Here is a 17,632-nt window from a genome sequence, read left to right as displayed (position 1 = left end):
CCCTTGGCAACTTAGCCCTTGATGCTGGATTGCCAGGTCGAAGGCTTGCCGCCGAAACCGGCCGACGCCCGCTTTTCGAGCCAATAGCCATAGGCCGACGGCACGGTCCCGAATGCATTCGGCACGCCGAGTTTTTCCGCCGCATCCACCGGCCAGTTCGGATTCTGCAGAAACTCGCGGCCGATCGCGACCAGATCGGCGCTGCCCTCGCGCAGGATCTGCTCGGCCTGATCCGCATGGATGATGTGGCCAACCGCCATGGTCTTGACGCCGCTGAGCTTGCGGATGCCTGCCGCATACGGCACCTGATAGCCATAGCTCGGCGGCTTCTCCGGATCGACGATCGAACGGCCGGTCATGCCGCCCGACGAACAGTCGATCACATCGACGCCTTTCTTTTCGAGCTCGCGTGCAAGCCCGGCGCTGTCTTCCACGCTCCATCCGGCCTCGTCCACCGCGGAGACCCGATAGAACAGCGGCTTGTCGTCCGGCCAGTGGCGGCGGACTTCCTCGGCGATCTCCAGCGCAAAGCGCATGCGCTTCTCCGGCGTGCCGCCATAGGCATCGTCGCGCTGGTTCGAGGCCGGGGACAGGAACTGATGCAGCAGATAGCCGTGCGCGCCATGAATCTCCAGCGCATCGAAGCCGGCCCGATGCGCCCGCCCCGCCGCCTTGCCATAGGCCGCGATCAACTGCTCGATATCCGGCACCGTCAGCGCGCGCGGCATGAAGTAGCCGTTGCCCTGCGCGATCGCGCTCGGGCCGATCAGTTCCCAGTCCTCACCATGGTCGACGCCCGGGTGGCTCGCCAGCGGCTTGCGCCCCTGCCAAGGCAGTGCGTTGCGCGCCTTGCGCCCCGAGTGGCCGAGCTGGATGCCGATCGCGGCGCCGTGTCCCTTGGCGAACTCGGCGATCCGCTGGAGCTGCGGGACGAACTCGTCCTTCCACAGACCGAGATCGTTCGGCGTGGTGCAGCCGCGCGGATCGGCTTTGGTGGATTCGACGAAGATCAGCCCGGCGCCGCCGGTGGCGAAGCGGCCGTAATGGACATAGTGCCAGTCACCCGCATAGCCCTGCTTGGCCGAGTAGGTCAGCATCGGCGACACCACGATGCGGTTGCGGAGACGGACGCCGCGCAAATTCATCGGCGTAAACAGCAGGCTTTCCATGCAATCCTCTTTTGCCTCTTCTTGTTGTTCTGCAGGCTCGGGCCAAACGGCTCATGAGCGTTTTGGCACAGCGGCAGGCCGGTGCGCCAGCCCGCCGCGCCTCATGTCACGCCATTCACGCGTCATGTCCTTCACTGTGAGGTCGCCATCAGCGCCATCAGCTCGGCGACGTTGGTCACCGCAGCAAGGTTTGCGGTGGCGTCCGCAACCTGTTTCGCCCGCGCTGCGCCGATCGCGGGCTCCGCCAGCCCCATGAACTTCAGCGTCAGGCTCTGTCCCTGCGCGACAAGGTCCGTCATCGGGATGCCGACGTCGAACTCCTTGCGCAGCACGCGGCCGTCAGCGAGATGGACGGCGACCTCGCTCAAGGTGTGCGATGTCTTCTTCCAGGTCGCCACCTCGACCTTGCTGCAGAGATCGACCACCTCGCCACGCTTCGCGGTGGCGTCGCTGTAGGTGGCATCGCTCGCCGTGTTCTCGCCGAGCAGCGCCAGCGCGTTGGTCGCGCGCAGCGAGAATTTCACCTCCAGCCCGGTGCGCGGCGTTTCGATGTTGCAGACCCGCAAATGCCCCTCATCGACACTGAGCGTCACCTTGCGGATCGCATCGGCCTGCAGCGCGAACTCCCGCCGCAGCATGTTGCTCGCCTCGATGGAGGAATGGGTCAGGTAGCAGGCGGCGTGATACTTGAAGAGCGTCTTCGGCAGATAGAAGCCGCCCGGCGGATCGTCGAGGGCTGCCGCCGGATTCGGGCTCTCCGACTGGGTGGCGACGAATCCCTGCTCCACATCGAGGATGGCTGGATTGCTGGTGAAGCCGCGCGCAGCCAGCCGCGCCGCTTGCAGGCCGATCGCCGCCGCCCGACCCGGATGCAGCGGCTTGCACATGGTGCCGAACACGCTTTTCAGCCCGGCAGCCTGGGTTGCCGCGATGCCGAGCGCGTGCGCCGTCGTGTCGGCATCGAGCCGCAGCATGTTGCTGACGGCGGCCGCGGCACCCATGGTGCCGAGCGTCGCCGTCGCGTGCCAGCCGCGCTGGTAATGCGTGCGGCCGACCAGCCGGCCGATCCGGCACTCGGTCTCGAAGCCTGCGGCAAACGCTTCCACCAGCCGCTTGCCGTCGAGTCCTTTCTGTTCGGCGAGCGCCAGCACCGCCGGCGCGATCGGCACCGTCGGATGGCCGTTCATGGCGAAGTTCACGTCGTCGAAATCAAGCGCATGCGACATCGCGCCGTTCAACAGCGCCGCCTGCTCGATGTTGGCGCGCGTGTTGCGGCCGATCACGGTCGCCTGCGGCGCGCCGCCATCCTCGGCGATCTGTTCGGCGAGGATGTTGGCGAGCGGTTCATGGCGGCCGGCGAGCGTGACGCCGAAGAAATCCATTAGGCAGTGGCCGGCCACCGTGCGGGCTTCCGGCGAGAGATCGTCATAGCGGAGGGAGGCGGCCTTCTGCGCCAGCGCCTTGGTGACGAGCACGGGCTCGGCAGTATCGGAACTTTCACGCGTCAGCGGCGTCGCGGTCATGGCGTCCTCCGTCTTGTTGAATCTTGTTGGCCTCTTCAGGGCTGTTTGTTCCCGACACTATAGCGCTTTCGCGCGGCGTGGAAACCGGTTCGCATCGGAGAAGCGGGCTCATCCTTCCACCCACCAGAACGGACAACGATCAAGGAATATTGTCCTTTGCATCCAGCGCCACTGCAATATAGGAAATTAATCTAAATTGTTCTTGCTCTGGAGATTTCGTGACCCGCAGATTTATCGCTCAACCGGCCGACACATCTTCTTCCTCCCTCGCCAGAGAGTCTTTGCTTCACAGAGCCGATCTGGCGCTCCTGCGACTTGACCTCGCCCGCGCCCGCCACGAATAGCGCCTGCGATGGCATTGTATCTGTTGATCGACGTCTGCGCCGAGACCGCGATCACATCGCTCCTATCCCCGAGCAAACGATGCGTCTGGTCGTTTCGCACCTGGGGGCCACGACATCCGGCGACACGACGGTCGCCTTCATGCCCCGCGATTCAAAAATCCCACCCGGAAAAGCACCCGGATTCCTGTTCATCCGTGGACTGCATGACGTGCCGGTTCGCTGGACCAGCGACAACTCGGTCGAGATCATCCTCCCAAAGAGAAAGAGCTGAAGGAAGAAGACATTCAAAGACGCCAGCAAAACACGTACGGAATCGCTACCGATTACCGCTAGGCGCTCGCTCGCCGCCCTGCGGCCGATCCAACCCCGCACCCGCCGGTTCCCCGCGCATCCGCGGCTTGCTCTCGCGGCCGATCGCCCGGCATACTGGCGGCCGACAAAGGAAGTGCACACGACGATCCGCCGTAACGGCGGCGCGCCCTTGCGCGACGAGGCCCCAGCGCAACGAAGCTCGCGCGGCGAGGCCCAGTGCGACGAAACCCCAGTGCAACGAACCCATGGAGCCGTTCGTCATGGCGCCCAGCACGAAAGACCGGCAGCGCGGATACGGCTGGGTCATCGTCGCGGTCGGCGCGCTCATGACATGCGTCGGCATGGGAGCCACCTTTTCGCTCGCTGTGTTCTTGCAGCCGATCGCCGAGGACACCGGCTGGACCCGCGCCGGCATTTCGAGCGCGATGACGCTCGGTTTCCTCAGTCTGGGCGTCGGCGGCTTCGTCTGGGGCGCGCTGAGCGATCGCTTCGGCACGCGGATTGTCGTCGTGGCGGGCGCAACGCTGCTGGGGCTCGGCCTGATGCTGGCGAGCCGCGCCACCAGCCTGCTCCAGTTCCAGTTGACCTATGGCATCGTCGTCGGCCTCGCCGCCGGCAGCTTCTTCACGCCGATGATCGCCAATGTCAGCTCCTGGTTCGAGACCAACCGCAGCCTGGCCGTTTCGCTCGTGTCCGCCGGCATGGGCGTCGCGCCGATGACTGTCTCGCCATTCGCGAGCTGGCTGATTTCCATGCAAGGCTGGCGGCCCGCGCAGATGACGATCGGTATCGCCGCCCTCTGCCTGCTGGTGCCCGCGGCGTTGCTGGTGCGGCAGCCGCCGGCGCTGGCTGACGACGGCACGCCAGCGCCAGCCGCAGCAGCGGAACGAACAAGCCTGACCGTGACGCAGGCGCTGCGCTCGCCGCAGTTCATCGTGCTTGCGGCGACTTTCTTCGCCTGCTGCGCCGCGCATTCGGGACCGATCTTCCACACGGTCAGCTACGCGATGATCTGCGGGCTGCCGCCGCTCGCGGCCGTCACCATCTACAGCGTCGAGGGCCTTGCGGGTCTCGGCGGCCGGTTGCTGCTCGGCGTGCTGGCAGACCGTCTCGGCGTGAAGCCGGTGCTGGTGGCCGGCCTGCTGGTGCAGGCCTTCGCCGCGGGCAGTTACCTGTTCGTGCGTAATCTCGACGGCTTCTACGCGGTCGCCGTCGTCTTCGGCCTCGCCTATGGCGGCGTGATGCCGCTCTATGCAGTGCTGGCGCGCGAATACTTCGGGCCGCAGATCATGGGCACCGTGTTCGGTGCCGCGACGCTGGTGTCGAGCCTCGGGATGGCGCTCGGGCCGCTGGTGGGCGGCTGGATCTTCGACAGCTACGGCAGCTACTTGTGGCTTTACATTTCATCGTTCGCGATCGGCCTCGGCGCCGCAGCCATCGCTCTCGCCTTCCCGCCGCTGCCATCCGCGCAAGCGCGGCGTCTTGAGCCGGCCTAAGGGGCGCGGCTCGAACCGGTCCCTCACCCGGCGGCGAGTTCGTCGGCGATCCAGCCGATGAAGGCTTGCGCAGCCACTGATGCGACGCGCTCGGATGCCGGCACGATCGCCAGGCCATCCGCGAACGGCACGAACCCGACCGGCGCCAATAGCCGGCCGGCGCGGAGGTCGTCGCCGACCATGCGCTGCTCGACCAATGCCACGCCAAGCCCCGACAATGCTGCCTCGATGCACAGATGCGTGTGCGGAAAGGTCAGCTCGCTCTTGTGCGTCACGCGCAAGCCGCTTTCCTCCTGCCACAAGGTCCAGGCGCGCGAGGTGTATTCGTGGGCGATACGCGCCGCAAACGACATGCGATGGCCCTTGACGGCGATCGGATAGCGCGGCGCGCAGACCGGGCCGAATGCGACATCGGCAACGCGGATGGCGCGCGCCTGGTCGCGCTCGGGATAGGACGCGCGATCCCACGCCACCAGCAGGTCGGCTCCCTGATGACGGATCTCTCTTGCCGAGGTCATCGACAGCCGCACCCGCATGCCGGGATGACGGCGGTAGAAGCTCGCAAGATGCGGCACCAACCAGCGCATCGCGAAGGTCGCACTGCATGCAACGTGGACGCTCGGCGCCCGCGCGTCGTCCAGCACGCGCAGCCAGCCCTGCTCGAGTTGGTCGAGCGCCTGCGTCACCATCGGCAGCAGCGCCTCACCATGTGCATTCAATCGCAAGCCCGTGCCCGCCTTGTCGAACAGGGCGAGCCCGGCATGATCCTGCAGGGCGCGAAGCTGGCGGCTGACCGCGCCGTGGGTGCGGCCGAGCTCATCGGCCGCGCGCGTGACCGAGCCGAGACGCGCGGTGGCCTCGAACGCCTTGAGGGCAAACAGCGGCGGCAACCGGCGCACCATGGGCGGTCCTTCAGCGAAACACTCATTCTGTGAAAAATCCTCACGAATATGCCAGCCGAATTCGATGGTCGCAAGACGCCGGTTCGAATAGATCAACCCATATCAGACGGCATCAATCAGCCTGCCGCAAGGCCAAGCGCGGTCCGCGGCCGACCGGCTTATTGTGCATGTCGATCACACCAAGCGAGCGCGAAAGCAAGGCCATGACAACGATTGCGACCATTACCGGCGCCGAAATCCTCGACAGCCGCGGCAACCCGACCGTCGCCGTTGATGTCATCCTTGCGGATGGCGCGCGCGGCAGTGCCGCCGTCCCCTCCGGCGCATCCACTGGCCTGCATGAGGCGCACGAACTGCGCGACGGCGGAGCGCGCTTCAGCGGCAAGGGCGTGCTGAAGGTGGTCGAAGCCGTCAACACCGAGATCGCCGCCGCGCTGCGCGGACACGATGCGCTGGCGCAAGCCGGCATCGATCGCACGCTGATCGCCCTCGATGGAACGCCGAACAAGCGTCGCCTCGGCGCCAACGCGCTCCTCGGCGTATCGCTCGCGGCCGCCAAAGCGGCGGCGGCGTCCGTCAAGCTGCCGCTCTATCGCTACATCGGCGGCGCGGACGCACGGCTTCTGCCGTCTCCCGGCATGAACATCATCAATGGCGGCGCCCACGCCGACAACCCGCTTGACTTCCAGGAGTTCATGGTGATGCCGCTCGGCGCGCCGACATTTGCGGAGGCGGTGCGGATGGGCGCAGAGATCTTCCACGCGCTGAAGGCGCAGCTCATGCGTGCGGGCCATCGCACCAATGTCGGCGACGAAGGCGGCTTCGCGCCGGATTTCTCCAACGCGCACGAAGCGATCGAGGCGATCCTGCGCGCGGTTGCGACGGCGGGATACCAGGCAGGCCGCGACGTCGCCCTCGTCATTGATCCCGCCGCGTCGGAGTTCTTCGAGGACGGCGCTTATCACTACCGCGGCGAGCAAGTAGTTCGCTCGGTGGAGCAGCACGTCCAGTACCTGATCGACATCGTCAGGCAGTATCCGGTTTGCTCGATCGAGGACCCGATGGCCGAGACCGACGCGGCCGGCTGGGCGTTGATCACGCGCGAACTCGGGCGAACCTGCCAGCTCACCGGCGACGACGTGTTCTGCACCAACATCGGCCTGCTCGAGGCCGGCATCCGCGACGGCATCGCCAATTCGATCCTGGTGAAGGTCAACCAGATCGGCACCCTGACGGAAACGCTGCAGACGATCGCACGCGCGCACAAGGCCGGCTATACGGTGGTGATGTCGCATCGCTCCGGCGAGACCGAGGACACGACCATCGCCGACCTCGCGGTTGCGGCCCATTGCGGGCAGATCAAGACCGGCTCGCTGTCGCGCTCGGACCGCACCGCGAAGTACAACCGGCTGATGCAGATCGAACGCGAGCTCGGCGCCGACGCCCGCTACGCCGGCCGCGACGCATTCAACGTCGCGTTGCCGGCGTGGCCGGGCCGCGCCGCCGCTTGAAGCGAGCTCCGCCACGCCCGTCCGGCGCGAGCAGGGCGCGCTTCAGCAGCGCCTCCAGCCAGTCGGCGAACACCTTGAGCCGGCGCGACAGATGCTGGTGATGCGGATAGAGCAGCGTCACCGGCAACGGCGCGGCCTGATGGTCCGGCATGACCTCGACCAGCTCTCCGGCGTCCAGATGCGGCTGCACGTCGTAGGCCGGGATCTGGATCAGGCCGAGCCCGGCGAGACAGCAGGCGATGTACGCTTCGGCGCTGTTGACGGTGACCCTGCCGCGCATGCGCATGGTCCGCACCTTGCCGTCGTCCAGCCACTCCCACGGCTCGACCCGTCCGCTCGACGGAGATGCATAGTTGACGGCGAAATGATCCCGCAGGTCCGTCGGCGCTGTCGGCGTGCCAAAGCGATCGAGATAGTCCGAACTGGCGACATTGATCAGCGGCAGCTGGCCGATCGCACGGGCGATCAGGCCGGAATCGTTCAGCGGCCCCACGCGCACGACGCAATCGACACGCTCCTCCACCAGCTTCACCTCGCGATCGGTGACGCCGAGAGCGATGTCGATCTGCGGATAGCGCGTCAGGAAATCCGGTAGCGCGGGCGCGATCACAAGCCGGCCGATGCGACCGGGGACATCCACCCGTAATGTTCCGCTCGGCCCAGCCGCCGTCTGCTTGAACAGGCCCTCGGTCTCCTCGACGTCGGCGATCAGCCGCAGACAACGATCGTAGAAAGCCGTGCCATCCTCGGTCGGAGCGACCTTGCGGGTCGTGCGATGCAGCAGGCGGGCGCCCACCCGTGCTTCGAGGTCGATCACCGCGGCCGACACCGAGGAGCGCGGCAGGCCGAGCTGGTCGGCGGCGCGGGTGAAGCTGGCGCATTCCACGACCCGGGCGAACACGCGAAACAGATCGATCCGGTCCACGCTTGGCCTCGCAATTGTTCGTTGATTCCGACAAGTCTTGTCAGAATAACCCTCTTAATCCCGATTTTGTAGACGATATCTTGCCCGTCCGATGCGGCCGCACGGCGTGGCCGCGCAGAGTCAAGGACCAGCCAAGGACAATGCGATGACCGATCACAGCATCAAAGGAAAAACCGTTCTCATTGCCGGCGGTGCGAAGAACCTTGGCGGCCTGCTCGCCCGCGACCTGGCCCAGCACGGCGCCAAGGCCGTCGCGATCCACTACAACAGCGCGGCCACCAAGGCCGATGCCGACGCGACCGTGGCTGCCATCACCAAGGCCGGCGCGAAAGCCGCCGCGTTTCAGGCCGACCTGACGACCGCAGGGGCGGTCGAGAGGTTGTTTGCCGATGCGATCGCCGCGATCGGCAAACCGGATATCGCCATCAACACTGTGGGCAAGGTGCTGAAGAAGCCCTTCGTCGAGATCTCCGAAGCCGAGTACGACGAGATGTCCGCCGTCAACGCCAAGTCCGCGTTCTTCTTCCTCAAGGAGGCAGGCAAGCACGTCAACGACAACGGCAAGATTTGCACGCTGGTCACCTCGCTGCTCGGCGCGTTCACGCCGTTCTATGCCGCCTATGCCGGCACCAAGGCGCCCGTCGAACACTTCACGCGCGCGGCATCGAAGGAATTCGGCGAACGCGGCATCTCCGTCACCGCGATCGGCCCTGGGCCGATGGATACGCCGTTCTTCTATCCGGCCGAAGGCGCAGATGCCGTCGCCTATCACAAGACCGCCGCCGCACTTTCCAAGTTCACCAAGACCGGTCTCACCGACATCGTCGATATCGTGCCGTTCATCCGCTTCCTGGTCTCGGACGGCTGGTGGATGACCGGCCAAACCATCTTGGTCAACGGCGGCTACACCACGAAATGACCCGCGACGGTTCCTGATCGCTGCATCGCGCGCCGAAAAAGCCCGGTTTCCGTCAAGGAACCCGGGCTTTTTGTTCTTAATTCTGCCACGCGGGCTGCGCAAACCGCGCCTTGGTTCACCGACGGCGCGGGGGATCATTTCGCGCCAGAGGCGGACCGTCCCGCGGGGGCAAGGCCGGTGCTGCATCATCGTCCGTCCTACACCGGCCTATACTTAATCGGCATTTAACTAAAATGCCGTCTTAATGCCGCTCCGCACACCTGCGAACGCTCGGCCGCGATTCAAAACGCGGCAAGGCTCGCAGCATGCGAACTGTCGTGCCGCGACTGCGCCAGAGGGGGCCCTGTCCGGATGCTGCACGATCCAAAGAGATGTGTATCGGCAGTACAGACAGATGAGTTACGACGCCCTGCATGACTACCCGGCCCACCACCCCCGACGTCGGCCGCGGCCCGTTGCTCCTCTGACATCACGCGCCGTTCCGCAAACCATCATCGGCAGTATCGCGCTTGCGTTCGTCGCGACCACCTGCCTGTGGGTCGTGTACAACAACATCAGCGGTCCCGGCAGCGAAGCCGATGCTGCTCCGGCGCCGGTGGCGAGCGCCGATGCGCCCGTGACCAACGTGGCCAGGAAGTCGGCCCGCGCCTCCGTCGGCACCAGCGTCATCCAGAAGAATTACGCCGCCCTGCTCGATGCCGGACACTCGCTCGGCCATCCGCCTTCGACATTCGCCATGGGGGCGCTGCCGACCCGCGCCGACCAGCTCGCACTGCCCGCATCAGCGCGCACGCGTTTCGCCGCGTTGCAGCCACCGGCCGCGTCTGTGCAGGACAACGTCGAAACCCCGCCATCCGTCGTCCGCCAGGCAACCGGGCCGTCGGTGCCGCTGCCGATGCCGCGACCGGTTGTGCCGGAGGTTGCACAGGCGAGCGCGAGCACACCCCGCGCCCTCCCCGCCCCGAAGGGGCCGGTTGAAGACAAAGCCACCGTTCTCGCGGCGATCTCCTCGAAGGGACCGTCGCTGTTCCAGAAGCTGTTCGGCAAACCCAAAACCGAAGGCGTGACCCTCGCTTACGCGTCGCCCGACGGCGGCATCGCCAGCGACGCGCAGACCATCATGTTCGACGGCGCGCCGAAATACGATCGCTACACCGCCGTCTACGACATTTCCGCGCGCACCGTGTATCTGCCGGACGGCACCCAACTCGAAGCGCATTCGGGCCTCGGCAAGCATATGGACGATCCGCGTTTCGTTCACTTGAAGATGCGCGGCGCGACGCCGCCGCACGTCTACGATCTCAAGCTGCGCGAGAGCCTGTTCCACGGCGTCGAGGCGATCCGGATGACGCCGGTCGGCGGCGATGGCCGCATCCACGGACGCAACGGCCTGCTCACCCATACCTACATGCTCGGCCCGCGCGGCGATTCCAACGGCTGCGTCTCGTTCAAGGACTATGCGACCTTCCTGCGCGCCTTCAAGAGCGGTGCGGTGAAGCGCCTGGTGGTGGTGGCGAAGCTGAGCTGAAGCGCCGGAACATGGCCGGCGCCGGTCGCGCCCGAGCGCGTTCGCTCGCCCTTCGTGGCGCATCGCGTTCGCGCAAACGCTCTTCGTCTCGTCCGAAACGCGCACGCCGCGCGCCGCACGTCGCGTCTTCCACACACAACCAACGGCGACCGTTCCGTCGACCGGTCCATCATGCGCCACATGATCGCGGCAGCTTGACATCGCGTCTTCGATCGCCGCTGATTGCGTCTCCCATCGCCCCGATAGAAGAAGGCGCACGCAAATGGCATCGGGACTTCTGCGATCACTGCTGCTTGTCGTCGGTCTGCTGGCAACGCCCGCGATGGCGCAGGACTGGCCGACGGGGACCATTCGCCTGATCGTCCCGTTTACCGCAGGCGGCCCGGTCGACTTTCCGGCCCGCCTTTTGATCGACCGGCTCGCGACGCAAACCAAGGGCGTCTTCATCATCGAGAACAGGGCCGGCGCCGGCGGCTCCGTCGGCCTGCAGAGCGTCGTCCAGTCCGATCCCGACGGGCGTACGTTGCTGCTCACCACCTCGTCGATCGCGATGGTGCCTTCGATCTATCCGAAGCTCAACTTCGACCCGGTGCGCGACCTGACGCTGCTCAGCCTCGTGACCGAAGTGCCGATCAGCATCGCCGTGCGCAGCGACAGCCCGATCAAGGATATCAACGATCTGATCGCGAAGGCGAAAGCCGCACCGGGCAAGATCACCTTCGGCTCCGGCGGCGTCGGCACTGGCAACCATCTCGCGGGCGAATTGTTCAAGAAGATGGCCAGCGTGAGCCTGCAGCACATCCCGTATCGCGGCACGTCGCAATCGCTCACCGGGCTTTATGCCAAGGATATCGACATGGTGTTCGTCAGCGCCGTCGAAATCATGCCGCATGTGCGCGACGGCAACGTGCGCGTGCTTGGCGTCGGCACCCCGAACCGGATTCCCGAATTGCCCGACGTGCCTGCGGTCTCCGAGGTGCTTCCGGGCTATGCCATGACCAACTGGTACGGTCTGTTCGGACCGAAGAACATCGCGCCGGCGATCGTCGAACGCATCCGGACGGAGATCCGGACCGCCAAGGATGACGCCGTGCTGAAGGAGAAGGCGGCCGGCGCCGGCATGACGTTGCAGCTCACCGAGCCCGACAAGCTGCGCGAGCGACTCGACGTGGAAGTGCCGCGCTGGAAGCAGCTGATTCCGGAGATCGGCCTGAAGGTCGAATGACGCCTTCGACAGCCGCTTTCGCCGAGGCTGCGCGAGGTTGGTCTTGATAAGCCGAGGGGACCGGCGTCTCACTTGCGCGAGGCCGGTTTCGCCCGCGCCTCGTGATCGAGCTGCAGGAACATCGCCAGCGCCAAACGATCGATCATCTCCTGGTCGTGCAAGCCGACCAGCTTCGGCCGGTTGAGCACCGCATTGATCAGCGTGCCAAACACCATCTGGAACGCGAACGTCACCGTCCGCTCCTTCGCCGCCCGACGTCCGCGTCCCATCCGCGCCAGCAGCAGCGGCATCGAACGTTCGACCATGCCGGCGCCGGTTTCGCGCACCATCATCCAGCGCGCCGGATGAACCGCCTTGTACTGCAACGCCGCGCGCACCACGCCCTCGTTGCGGCGTACCACCTCCGTCACCACGGTCACCACCTCGTGGCAGACCTCCTCCAGCCCCGCCGCGGCGCGATCGCCCGCGGTCACCGCGGCATCCACCGCCGCCAGCCCGCGCCGGATCGCCAGCGACAGCAGCGCGACGAAGAACGCATCTTTGTTCTCGAACCGGCCGTAGAACGCACCGATGGTTACGCCGACGCGGGCGCAAAGCTCGTCGATCGACAGTTCGTCGAAGGCGCAATCGCGCAGCAGTTCCGCGCCCGCCTCGAGCAAAGACACGGTGGTTTCCTGGCTGCGCCGCTGCCGCGTCGGCAGGATCCCCGGCAAATCCTGGATCAACGTCCATCCGGCAGCGTGATCGGTCTCGGTCAAAGCTCGCCCGCCTCAAAAATATATTGACAACTATATTATAGCCGCGGCTATTATTTGCGGCAACAAGAACGACTTTAAAGTGCGCGGGCCAACCCGCGACGCCATCGCATCCGCCGGCACAATCGCTTCGCAGAAGGCACCGGCCGCACATGTTGCAACAGGGAGGGTTTGCCGATGCCGGCAAAACTGAGACTGCGCGTCGATCCGGAAAAATGTCAGGGCCATAGCCGCTGCAAATCGCTGGCGCCCGAACTGTTCGAACTCGACGAATTCGGCAACGCGCACGAGATCAACGACGGCATGGTGCCCGACGATCTGGTCGAGAAAGCCTACCTGGCCAAATCAAACTGCCCCGAACTCGCAATCGAGATCATCGAGGAGTGAATCGCGCCTGTGTGCGCGGAGATCCCTGATTTCGTATCCGCTGACCTTGCAGACATTCAGGAGAGGCTGATGAGCACGACCGCCCCCGTCACCGACTGGCTCACCGATTTCGACCACACCGATCCGCAATGGACCGAGAACCCGTTCCCGATCTGGGATGAACTGCGCGGCAAGTGTCCGGTCGTCCACACCGAGCGCTTCCTCGGCGTGTACCTGCCGACCACCTACGAGGCGGTGAAGCAGATCGCTTACGACACCGAGCACTTCTCCTCGCGCCGGGTCGTCGTCCGCAACGTCCGTCCCGAGCCGGTGACGCCCTCGCCGCCGATCACCTCGGACCCGCCGTACCACAAGCCCGCCAAGCAACTGCTGCTGCCGCCGTTCACGCCGGACGCGATGAAGAAGCTGGAGCCGCGCGTGCGCGCGATCTGCAACGAGCTGATCGACGGCTTCATCAACGACGGCAAGTGCGACGCCGCCGCGCGATACACCAAGCACATCCCGGTGCGAGCGATCGCGCACATGCTGGGCATTCCGGAAAAGGACGGCGAGTCCTTCGTACGCTGGATCCATGAGATCCTCGAACTCGGCATCAAGAACGACGAGGTCCTCGTCAAGGCTGCGGAGGAGATGACGGCGTACTTCACCGGTCACATCGAGCAGCGTCGCAAGAACCCGACCGATGACCTGATCTCGGACCTGATCCGCGCCAAGACGCCGGACGGTCAGCCGCTGTCGGACATGCACATTCTCGGATCGTTGCGGCTGCTGCTGATCGCCGGCATCGATACCACCTGGAGCGCGATCGGCTCCTCGATCTGGCATCTCGCCAAGACGCCGGCGGACCGCAAGCGCCTGGTGGCCGAGCCGGCGCTGATGCCGTTCGCGATCGAGGAATTCCTGCGCGCCTATTCGCCGGTGACGATGGCCCGCGAGGTGGTGAAGGAGACCACCGTCAGCGGCTGCCCGATCAAGCCGGGCAACATGGTGCTGCTCTCGTTCCCGGCGGCCAATCGCGACCCGGCCATGTTCCCCGATGCGGACAAGGTGATCATCGACCGCAAGGAAAACCGGCATGCGGCATTCGGCCTCGGCATCCACCGCTGTATCGGCTCCAATCTCGCCCGCATGGAGATGACGGTGGCGCTGGAGGAATGGCTGAAGCGGATTCCGGAGTTCAGCCTCGATCCGGCAGGGACCGTGACCTGGTCCGAAGGCACCGTGCGCGGCCCGCGCCAACTGCCGCTGCTGTTCTGACATTCGCATCCGCGCGGCGCCTGCGACATTGCGCGGCGCCTTTTGCGCGGTCTCCGCTTGCACGCACGTCGCGCGAGAGGCGCCTCGCGCTGCATCCACGCCGCATCCTGCGCTGCAAAACAATCAGCGCGGCGACCCCTGTTGCATCTTTGCGGGAATGTCCCATAGTGAACACACGTCGTCGTCACGCTCGCGCAACCATCGCATGGCACGTCATGACGTGACGAGCCTTGCGAGACAACGGCGCGGCCGGAATTCAAAGGATTTGGATTCGAAGGGGGCATTCATGGACGGCATCTTCCGTGCGATTCTCGCAAAAACGATCGGCGCCGGCGCAATCCTTGGCACGATCCTTGGCGTGATCCTTGGAGCGGCCGGCGCGACCAGCGTCTTCGCGCAGGACAAGAAGCCGATCGAGCTGCGCTACACCACGGGAGCGCCGCCGAAGACTCCTTGGACCATGCAGCTCGAGCGCTTCGCCAAGGATGTCGAGGAGGAAAGCAAGGGCGCGCTGAAGATCGAACAGTTCATCGCCGGCCAGCTCGGCAACGAACAGGATACGGCGCAGCAGATCGCCCGCGGCCGCATCGACATGGGCGGCTTCTCCAATGGCGCGGTCGCGTTGCTGACGCCGGAGATTTCCTTGCTCGGCCTGCCGTTCTTCTTCAAGGACATCGCCGAGCAGGACTGCACCCTCGACAAGCACATGACCAAGCCGGTGAGCGACGCGCTGGCGAAGAAGGGCGTCAAATTCCTCGGCTGGACCGAAGTCGGCACCGGCGACATCATCGGCAAGCGGCCGTTCGTTTCGCCCAAGGACGTCGCAGGGCTGAAAGCGGCTTCCGCCTCCAACAAGGTGTCGGCGGCGATGTGGACCGCGCTCGGCGCCAATCCCAACATGATCGGCATCACCGAGATCGCGTCGGCCTTCCAGACCGGAATGGTGGACGTGCAGGCCTCCGTCGTCACCTTCTACCTGCCGTCCGGCCTGAACAAGGTCGCCCCGGTGCTGACCCGCATCGAGCTGTCGGACGCGCCGGGCATCATCATGATGAACAAGGCGAAGTATGACGGCTTGCCGAAGGAGCAGCAGGCCGCGCTCGACCGGGCGGTGGAGCGGCGTTCGCCCGCGCAACTGCGCCAGGAGGTTCGCGGCTTCGAGGCGACGTTGCGCGAGATGCACCTCAAGGGCGGCGGCCAGATCGTCGAGGTCACGCCGGCGCAGCGCGACGAGTGGCGCAAGGTCCTGCAGCCGGTCTGGCCGACCATGGTGAAGGAGCTTGGTGCCGACGGCGAACGCTTTTACACGCTGCTCGAAGCCGGGCGCGCGGCTTGCGAGAAGAAGAGCTGACGCACGCACGGATGCTGTTGGGGATGCCGGCGCACGCCGCCGGCGATGCTGGGGAGGCCGGTGTCGGTCGTGGATGACTCTTGCTTTGACAGGTTCGCTCGATCCCGCCGCGCGCCTTCGGGCCGCATCCGCCCCCTCGCTCTGAGGTTCGCCGCGTCCGGGGCCCTGCATGCAGACCGCGCCTGAAGCTTCTCCCGCTGCCGTCGGCCTGCCGCCGGCGCCGCGGTTCGCGCGCCGCGTCGCCGAGATCTGGCACACCCTCGAATGCTGGATCGCGGTGATCGCCTTCTCCTTCATCGCCTTGATCCTGCTGGTGGACGTCGTCGGCCGCGAGCTGGTCGGCCCGCTGATGCGCGCCATGGGCTTTCCCGCGACCGCGACCGGGGTCTTCGCCTCGCAGAAGCTGTCCATTTTCGCGCTGGTGATCGGCAGCTTCGCCGGCATCGGCATCGCCACCGCCACCGCGAGCCATCTGGTGCCGCGCGTCGCATTCGGCTGGATTCCGGCGCGCTGGGAGCCGTGGTTCAACCGCATGGCCGACGCCATCACCGGCCTGTTCCTGATCGGCGTCGCCTATTACGGCCTTGTCTTCGTGCAGTCGTCGATGGCAACCGACCTGCGCGCGCCGGTGCTCGACTGGAGCGTCTGGCCGATCCAGCTCGCGATTCCGATCGGCTTCCTGTCGGCGGCGGGACGTTACCTCATGTACGCGATCTGGCCCGGACTGAGACCGCTGCCGCCGGAGTTTCAGGAATGATCGCGCTCGCCATCGTCGGATTTGTGATCCTGCTGCTGGTGCTGCGCCAGCCGCTGCTGGTGATCCTGCTCTCCATTGCGGCGCTGGTGCACCTGCGCTGGGGCCAGGGCAAGCTCGACTACATCATCGAGGACATGTGGGTCGGTCTCGACAAGGAGGTGATCTTGTCGATCCCGCTGTTCATCCTGTGCGGCAACGTGATGTCGCGCGGCTCGATCGCCCAGCGGCTGATCCGCATCCTGTCGTCGGTCACCAAGCCGCTGCCGGGCGGCCTCGCGGTCGCCTGCGTGCTCTCCTGCGCCGTGTTCGCCGCCATCTCCGGCTCCTCGATCGTCACCATGCTGGCGATCGGCTCGGTGATGTACCCGGCGATGCGGCAGGCCGGCTACGACCTGAAATTCACCCTCGGCGCGATCATGTCCGGCGGCACGCTCGGCATCATCATCCCGCCGTCGATCCCGATGATCATCTACGCGCTGGTGACGGAAACCAGCGTCACCGACCTGTTCGCGGCAGGCTTCGGCCCCGGCATCCTGCTGACGCTGGTGCTGGCCGGCTATTCGATCTGGGTCAACCGCAAGATGCCGACCGAGCGGTTCGACGCCGCCGAATTCACCGATGCCTTCAGGAAGGGCATCTGGTCGCTGCTGCTGCCGGTCATCCTTCTGGGCGGCATCTACAGCGGCTACTTCACCGCGACGGAGGCGGCCGCCGTCGCGCTCTGCTACGCGATCGCGGTGGAGGTGTTCATCCATCGCGAGCTGCAGCTGCGCGATTTCTATGGCGTGGTGCTGGAAACGTCGAAGCTCGGCGGCTCGCTGTTTCCGGTGCTCGCCGTGGCGCTCAGCCTCAACATCATCCTGACCGAGCATCGCGCGCCGCAGATGCTGGTCGAGTTCATGCAGCAGTACGTTTCGAGCCCGCTGACCTTCATGCTGCTGGTCAACATCCTGCTGCTGATCGTCGGCTGCCTGATGACCACCGGCGAGGCGATCCTGGTGCTGGCGCCGCTGCTGGCGCCGCTCGCGGCCGCCTATGACTACGACAAGGTGATGTTCGGCGTGATCATGATCCTCAACCTGGAGATCGGCTATTTGACTCCGCCGGTGGGGCTCAACCTGATCGTGGCGATGAGCGCGTTCAAGCAGCCGTTCGGATTGCTGTGCCGCGCCGCCCTTCCCTTCATCGCGCTGATGCTGGCCTGCCTCGCTGCCGTCGTCTGGCAGCCATGGATCGCGATGTACTTCGTCACCGGCAAATTCTGACGCTGC

The 17,632-nt window shown here is 65.7% G+C and carries 16 protein-coding genes; 11 read left to right on the top strand and 5 right to left on the bottom strand.

Annotated features, from left to right (window positions below; genetic code table 11):
• Nucleotides 1-11 precede the first annotated feature (11 nt).
• Together X566_RS10010 and X566_RS10005 are read right to left on the bottom strand one after the other, a co-directional pair.
• Nucleotides 12-1,169, bottom strand: a complete 1,158-nt coding sequence (locus tag X566_RS10010) for an NADH:flavin oxidoreductase/NADH oxidase (protein WP_034465745.1) — start codon at nucleotides 1,167-1,169, stop codon at nucleotides 12-14.
• A 131-nt stretch (nucleotides 1,170-1,300) separates the two neighbouring features.
• Nucleotides 1,301-2,692: an MmgE/PrpD family protein gene (locus X566_RS10005; RefSeq protein ID WP_051443985.1), complete on the bottom strand. Its 1,392-nt coding sequence runs from the start codon at nucleotides 2,690-2,692 to the stop codon at nucleotides 1,301-1,303.
• A 423-nt stretch (nucleotides 2,693-3,115) separates the two neighbouring features.
• On the opposite strand from X566_RS10005, the gene X566_RS10000 reads away from it, so the two are divergent.
• On the top strand, nucleotides 3,116-3,307 hold the full coding sequence (locus tag X566_RS10000) for a hypothetical protein (protein ID WP_034465743.1): 192 nt from the start codon (nucleotides 3,116-3,118) through the stop codon (nucleotides 3,305-3,307).
• Between the two features lie 301 nt (nucleotides 3,308-3,608).
• Nucleotides 3,609-4,844 (top strand): MFS transporter, encoded by a 1,236-nt coding sequence (locus X566_RS09995; protein ID WP_034468292.1) that lies wholly within the window; start codon nucleotides 3,609-3,611, stop codon nucleotides 4,842-4,844.
• Between the two features lie 23 nt (nucleotides 4,845-4,867).
• Here X566_RS09995 and X566_RS09990 read toward each other — a convergent pair whose 3' ends face one another.
• On the bottom strand, nucleotides 4,868-5,746 hold the full coding sequence (locus X566_RS09990; RefSeq protein WP_051444183.1) for a LysR substrate-binding domain-containing protein: 879 nt from the start codon (nucleotides 5,744-5,746) through the stop codon (nucleotides 4,868-4,870).
• Nucleotides 5,747-5,949: 203 nt separating this feature from the next.
• Between X566_RS09990 and eno the strand changes: the two genes are divergently transcribed.
• Complete coding sequence (gene eno, locus X566_RS09985) at nucleotides 5,950-7,257, top strand: phosphopyruvate hydratase (protein WP_034465740.1); 1,308 nt, start codon at nucleotides 5,950-5,952, stop codon at nucleotides 7,255-7,257.
• Here eno and X566_RS09980 read toward each other — a convergent pair.
• Nucleotides 7,214-8,182, bottom strand: coding sequence for a LysR family transcriptional regulator (locus X566_RS09980; protein ID WP_051443984.1), 969 nt, complete (start codon nucleotides 8,180-8,182; stop codon nucleotides 7,214-7,216). The two genes, eno and X566_RS09980, sit on opposite strands and share 44 nt — an antisense overlap.
• 145 nt (nucleotides 8,183-8,327) lie before the next feature.
• Between X566_RS09980 and X566_RS09975 the strand changes: the two genes are divergently transcribed.
• The 3 genes from X566_RS09975 (at nucleotide 8,328) to X566_RS09965 (ending at nucleotide 11,854) form a co-directional block, all read left to right on the top strand.
• Complete coding sequence (locus X566_RS09975; protein ID WP_034468285.1) at nucleotides 8,328-9,101, top strand: SDR family oxidoreductase; 774 nt, start codon at nucleotides 8,328-8,330, stop codon at nucleotides 9,099-9,101.
• 394 nt (nucleotides 9,102-9,495) lie between these two features.
• Nucleotides 9,496-10,629, top strand: a complete 1,134-nt coding sequence (locus X566_RS09970) for a DUF2778 domain-containing protein (protein WP_051443983.1) — start codon at nucleotides 9,496-9,498, stop codon at nucleotides 10,627-10,629.
• Between the two features lie 262 nt (nucleotides 10,630-10,891).
• Nucleotides 10,892-11,854 (top strand): tripartite tricarboxylate transporter substrate binding protein, encoded by a 963-nt coding sequence (locus tag X566_RS09965; protein WP_051443982.1) that lies wholly within the window; start codon nucleotides 10,892-10,894, stop codon nucleotides 11,852-11,854.
• Between the two features lie 68 nt (nucleotides 11,855-11,922).
• Here X566_RS09965 and X566_RS09960 read toward each other — a convergent pair whose 3' ends face one another.
• Nucleotides 11,923-12,612 (bottom strand): TetR/AcrR family transcriptional regulator, encoded by a 690-nt coding sequence (locus tag X566_RS09960; protein ID WP_051443981.1) that lies wholly within the window; start codon nucleotides 12,610-12,612, stop codon nucleotides 11,923-11,925.
• 174 nt (nucleotides 12,613-12,786) lie between these two features.
• Here X566_RS09960 and X566_RS09955 point away from each other — a divergent pair, with 174 nt between their 5' ends.
• The 5 genes from X566_RS09955 (at nucleotide 12,787) to X566_RS09935 (ending at nucleotide 17,626) form a co-directional block, all read left to right on the top strand.
• Nucleotides 12,787-12,996, top strand: a complete 210-nt coding sequence (locus X566_RS09955; RefSeq protein ID WP_034465738.1) for a ferredoxin — start codon at nucleotides 12,787-12,789, stop codon at nucleotides 12,994-12,996.
• 69 nt (nucleotides 12,997-13,065) lie between these two features.
• Nucleotides 13,066-14,253 carry a cytochrome P450 gene (locus tag X566_RS09950; RefSeq protein WP_034465735.1) on the top strand — a complete coding sequence of 396 codons (1,188 nt, stop codon included), beginning with the start codon at nucleotides 13,066-13,068 and terminating at the stop codon, nucleotides 14,251-14,253.
• A 286-nt stretch (nucleotides 14,254-14,539) separates the two neighbouring features.
• Nucleotides 14,540-15,604: a TRAP transporter substrate-binding protein gene (locus tag X566_RS09945; RefSeq protein WP_034465734.1), complete on the top strand. Its 1,065-nt coding sequence runs from the start codon at nucleotides 14,540-14,542 to the stop codon at nucleotides 15,602-15,604.
• A gap of 169 nt (nucleotides 15,605-15,773) precedes the next feature.
• Nucleotides 15,774-16,361, top strand: a complete 588-nt coding sequence (locus X566_RS09940; protein ID WP_034465732.1) for a TRAP transporter small permease — start codon at nucleotides 15,774-15,776, stop codon at nucleotides 16,359-16,361.
• The gene (locus X566_RS09935; protein WP_034465730.1) at nucleotides 16,358-17,626 is read left to right on the top strand and encodes a TRAP transporter large permease; all 1,269 of its coding nucleotides are present in this window, start codon (nucleotides 16,358-16,360) and stop codon (nucleotides 17,624-17,626) included. The genes X566_RS09940 and X566_RS09935 overlap by 4 nt, the downstream gene beginning before the upstream one ends.
• Nucleotides 17,627-17,632 lie beyond the last annotated feature (6 nt).

The sequence above is a fragment of the Afipia sp. P52-10 genome (assembly GCF_000516555.1).
Lineage (GTDB): Bacteria > Pseudomonadota > Alphaproteobacteria > Rhizobiales > Xanthobacteraceae > P52-10.
Note: the sequence above shows the minus strand (reverse complement) of the source record. Positions and strands in the feature narration are given on the sequence as shown.

Excerpts from the sequence above, each read along its gene's own strand:
- X566_RS10010 (WP_034465745.1), bottom strand. The coding sequence starts at position 1,169 with ATGGAAAGCCTGCTGTTTACGCCGATGAATTTGCGCGGCGTCCGTCTC.
- X566_RS09970 (WP_051443983.1), top strand. The coding sequence starts at position 9,496 with ATGAGTTACGACGCCCTGCATGACTACCCGGCCCACCACCCCCGACGT.
- X566_RS09995 (WP_034468292.1), top strand. The coding sequence starts at position 3,609 with ATGGCGCCCAGCACGAAAGACCGGCAGCGCGGATACGGCTGGGTCATC.
- X566_RS09935 (WP_034465730.1), top strand. The coding sequence starts at position 16,358 with ATGATCGCGCTCGCCATCGTCGGATTTGTGATCCTGCTGCTGGTGCTG.
- X566_RS09950 (WP_034465735.1), top strand. The coding sequence starts at position 13,066 with ATGAGCACGACCGCCCCCGTCACCGACTGGCTCACCGATTTCGACCAC.
- X566_RS09965 (WP_051443982.1), top strand. The coding sequence starts at position 10,892 with ATGGCATCGGGACTTCTGCGATCACTGCTGCTTGTCGTCGGTCTGCTG.
- X566_RS10005 (WP_051443985.1), bottom strand. The coding sequence starts at position 2,692 with ATGACCGCGACGCCGCTGACGCGTGAAAGTTCCGATACTGCCGAGCCC.
- X566_RS09945 (WP_034465734.1), top strand. The coding sequence starts at position 14,540 with ATGGACGGCATCTTCCGTGCGATTCTCGCAAAAACGATCGGCGCCGGC.
- X566_RS09940 (WP_034465732.1), top strand. The coding sequence starts at position 15,774 with ATGCAGACCGCGCCTGAAGCTTCTCCCGCTGCCGTCGGCCTGCCGCCG.
- X566_RS09955 (WP_034465738.1), top strand. The coding sequence starts at position 12,787 with ATGCCGGCAAAACTGAGACTGCGCGTCGATCCGGAAAAATGTCAGGGC.
- X566_RS10000 (WP_034465743.1), top strand. The coding sequence starts at position 3,116 with ATGCGTCTGGTCGTTTCGCACCTGGGGGCCACGACATCCGGCGACACG.
- X566_RS09975 (WP_034468285.1), top strand. The coding sequence starts at position 8,328 with ATGACCGATCACAGCATCAAAGGAAAAACCGTTCTCATTGCCGGCGGT.
- X566_RS09990 (WP_051444183.1), bottom strand. The coding sequence starts at position 5,746 with ATGGTGCGCCGGTTGCCGCCGCTGTTTGCCCTCAAGGCGTTCGAGGCC.
- eno (WP_034465740.1), top strand. The coding sequence starts at position 5,950 with ATGACAACGATTGCGACCATTACCGGCGCCGAAATCCTCGACAGCCGC.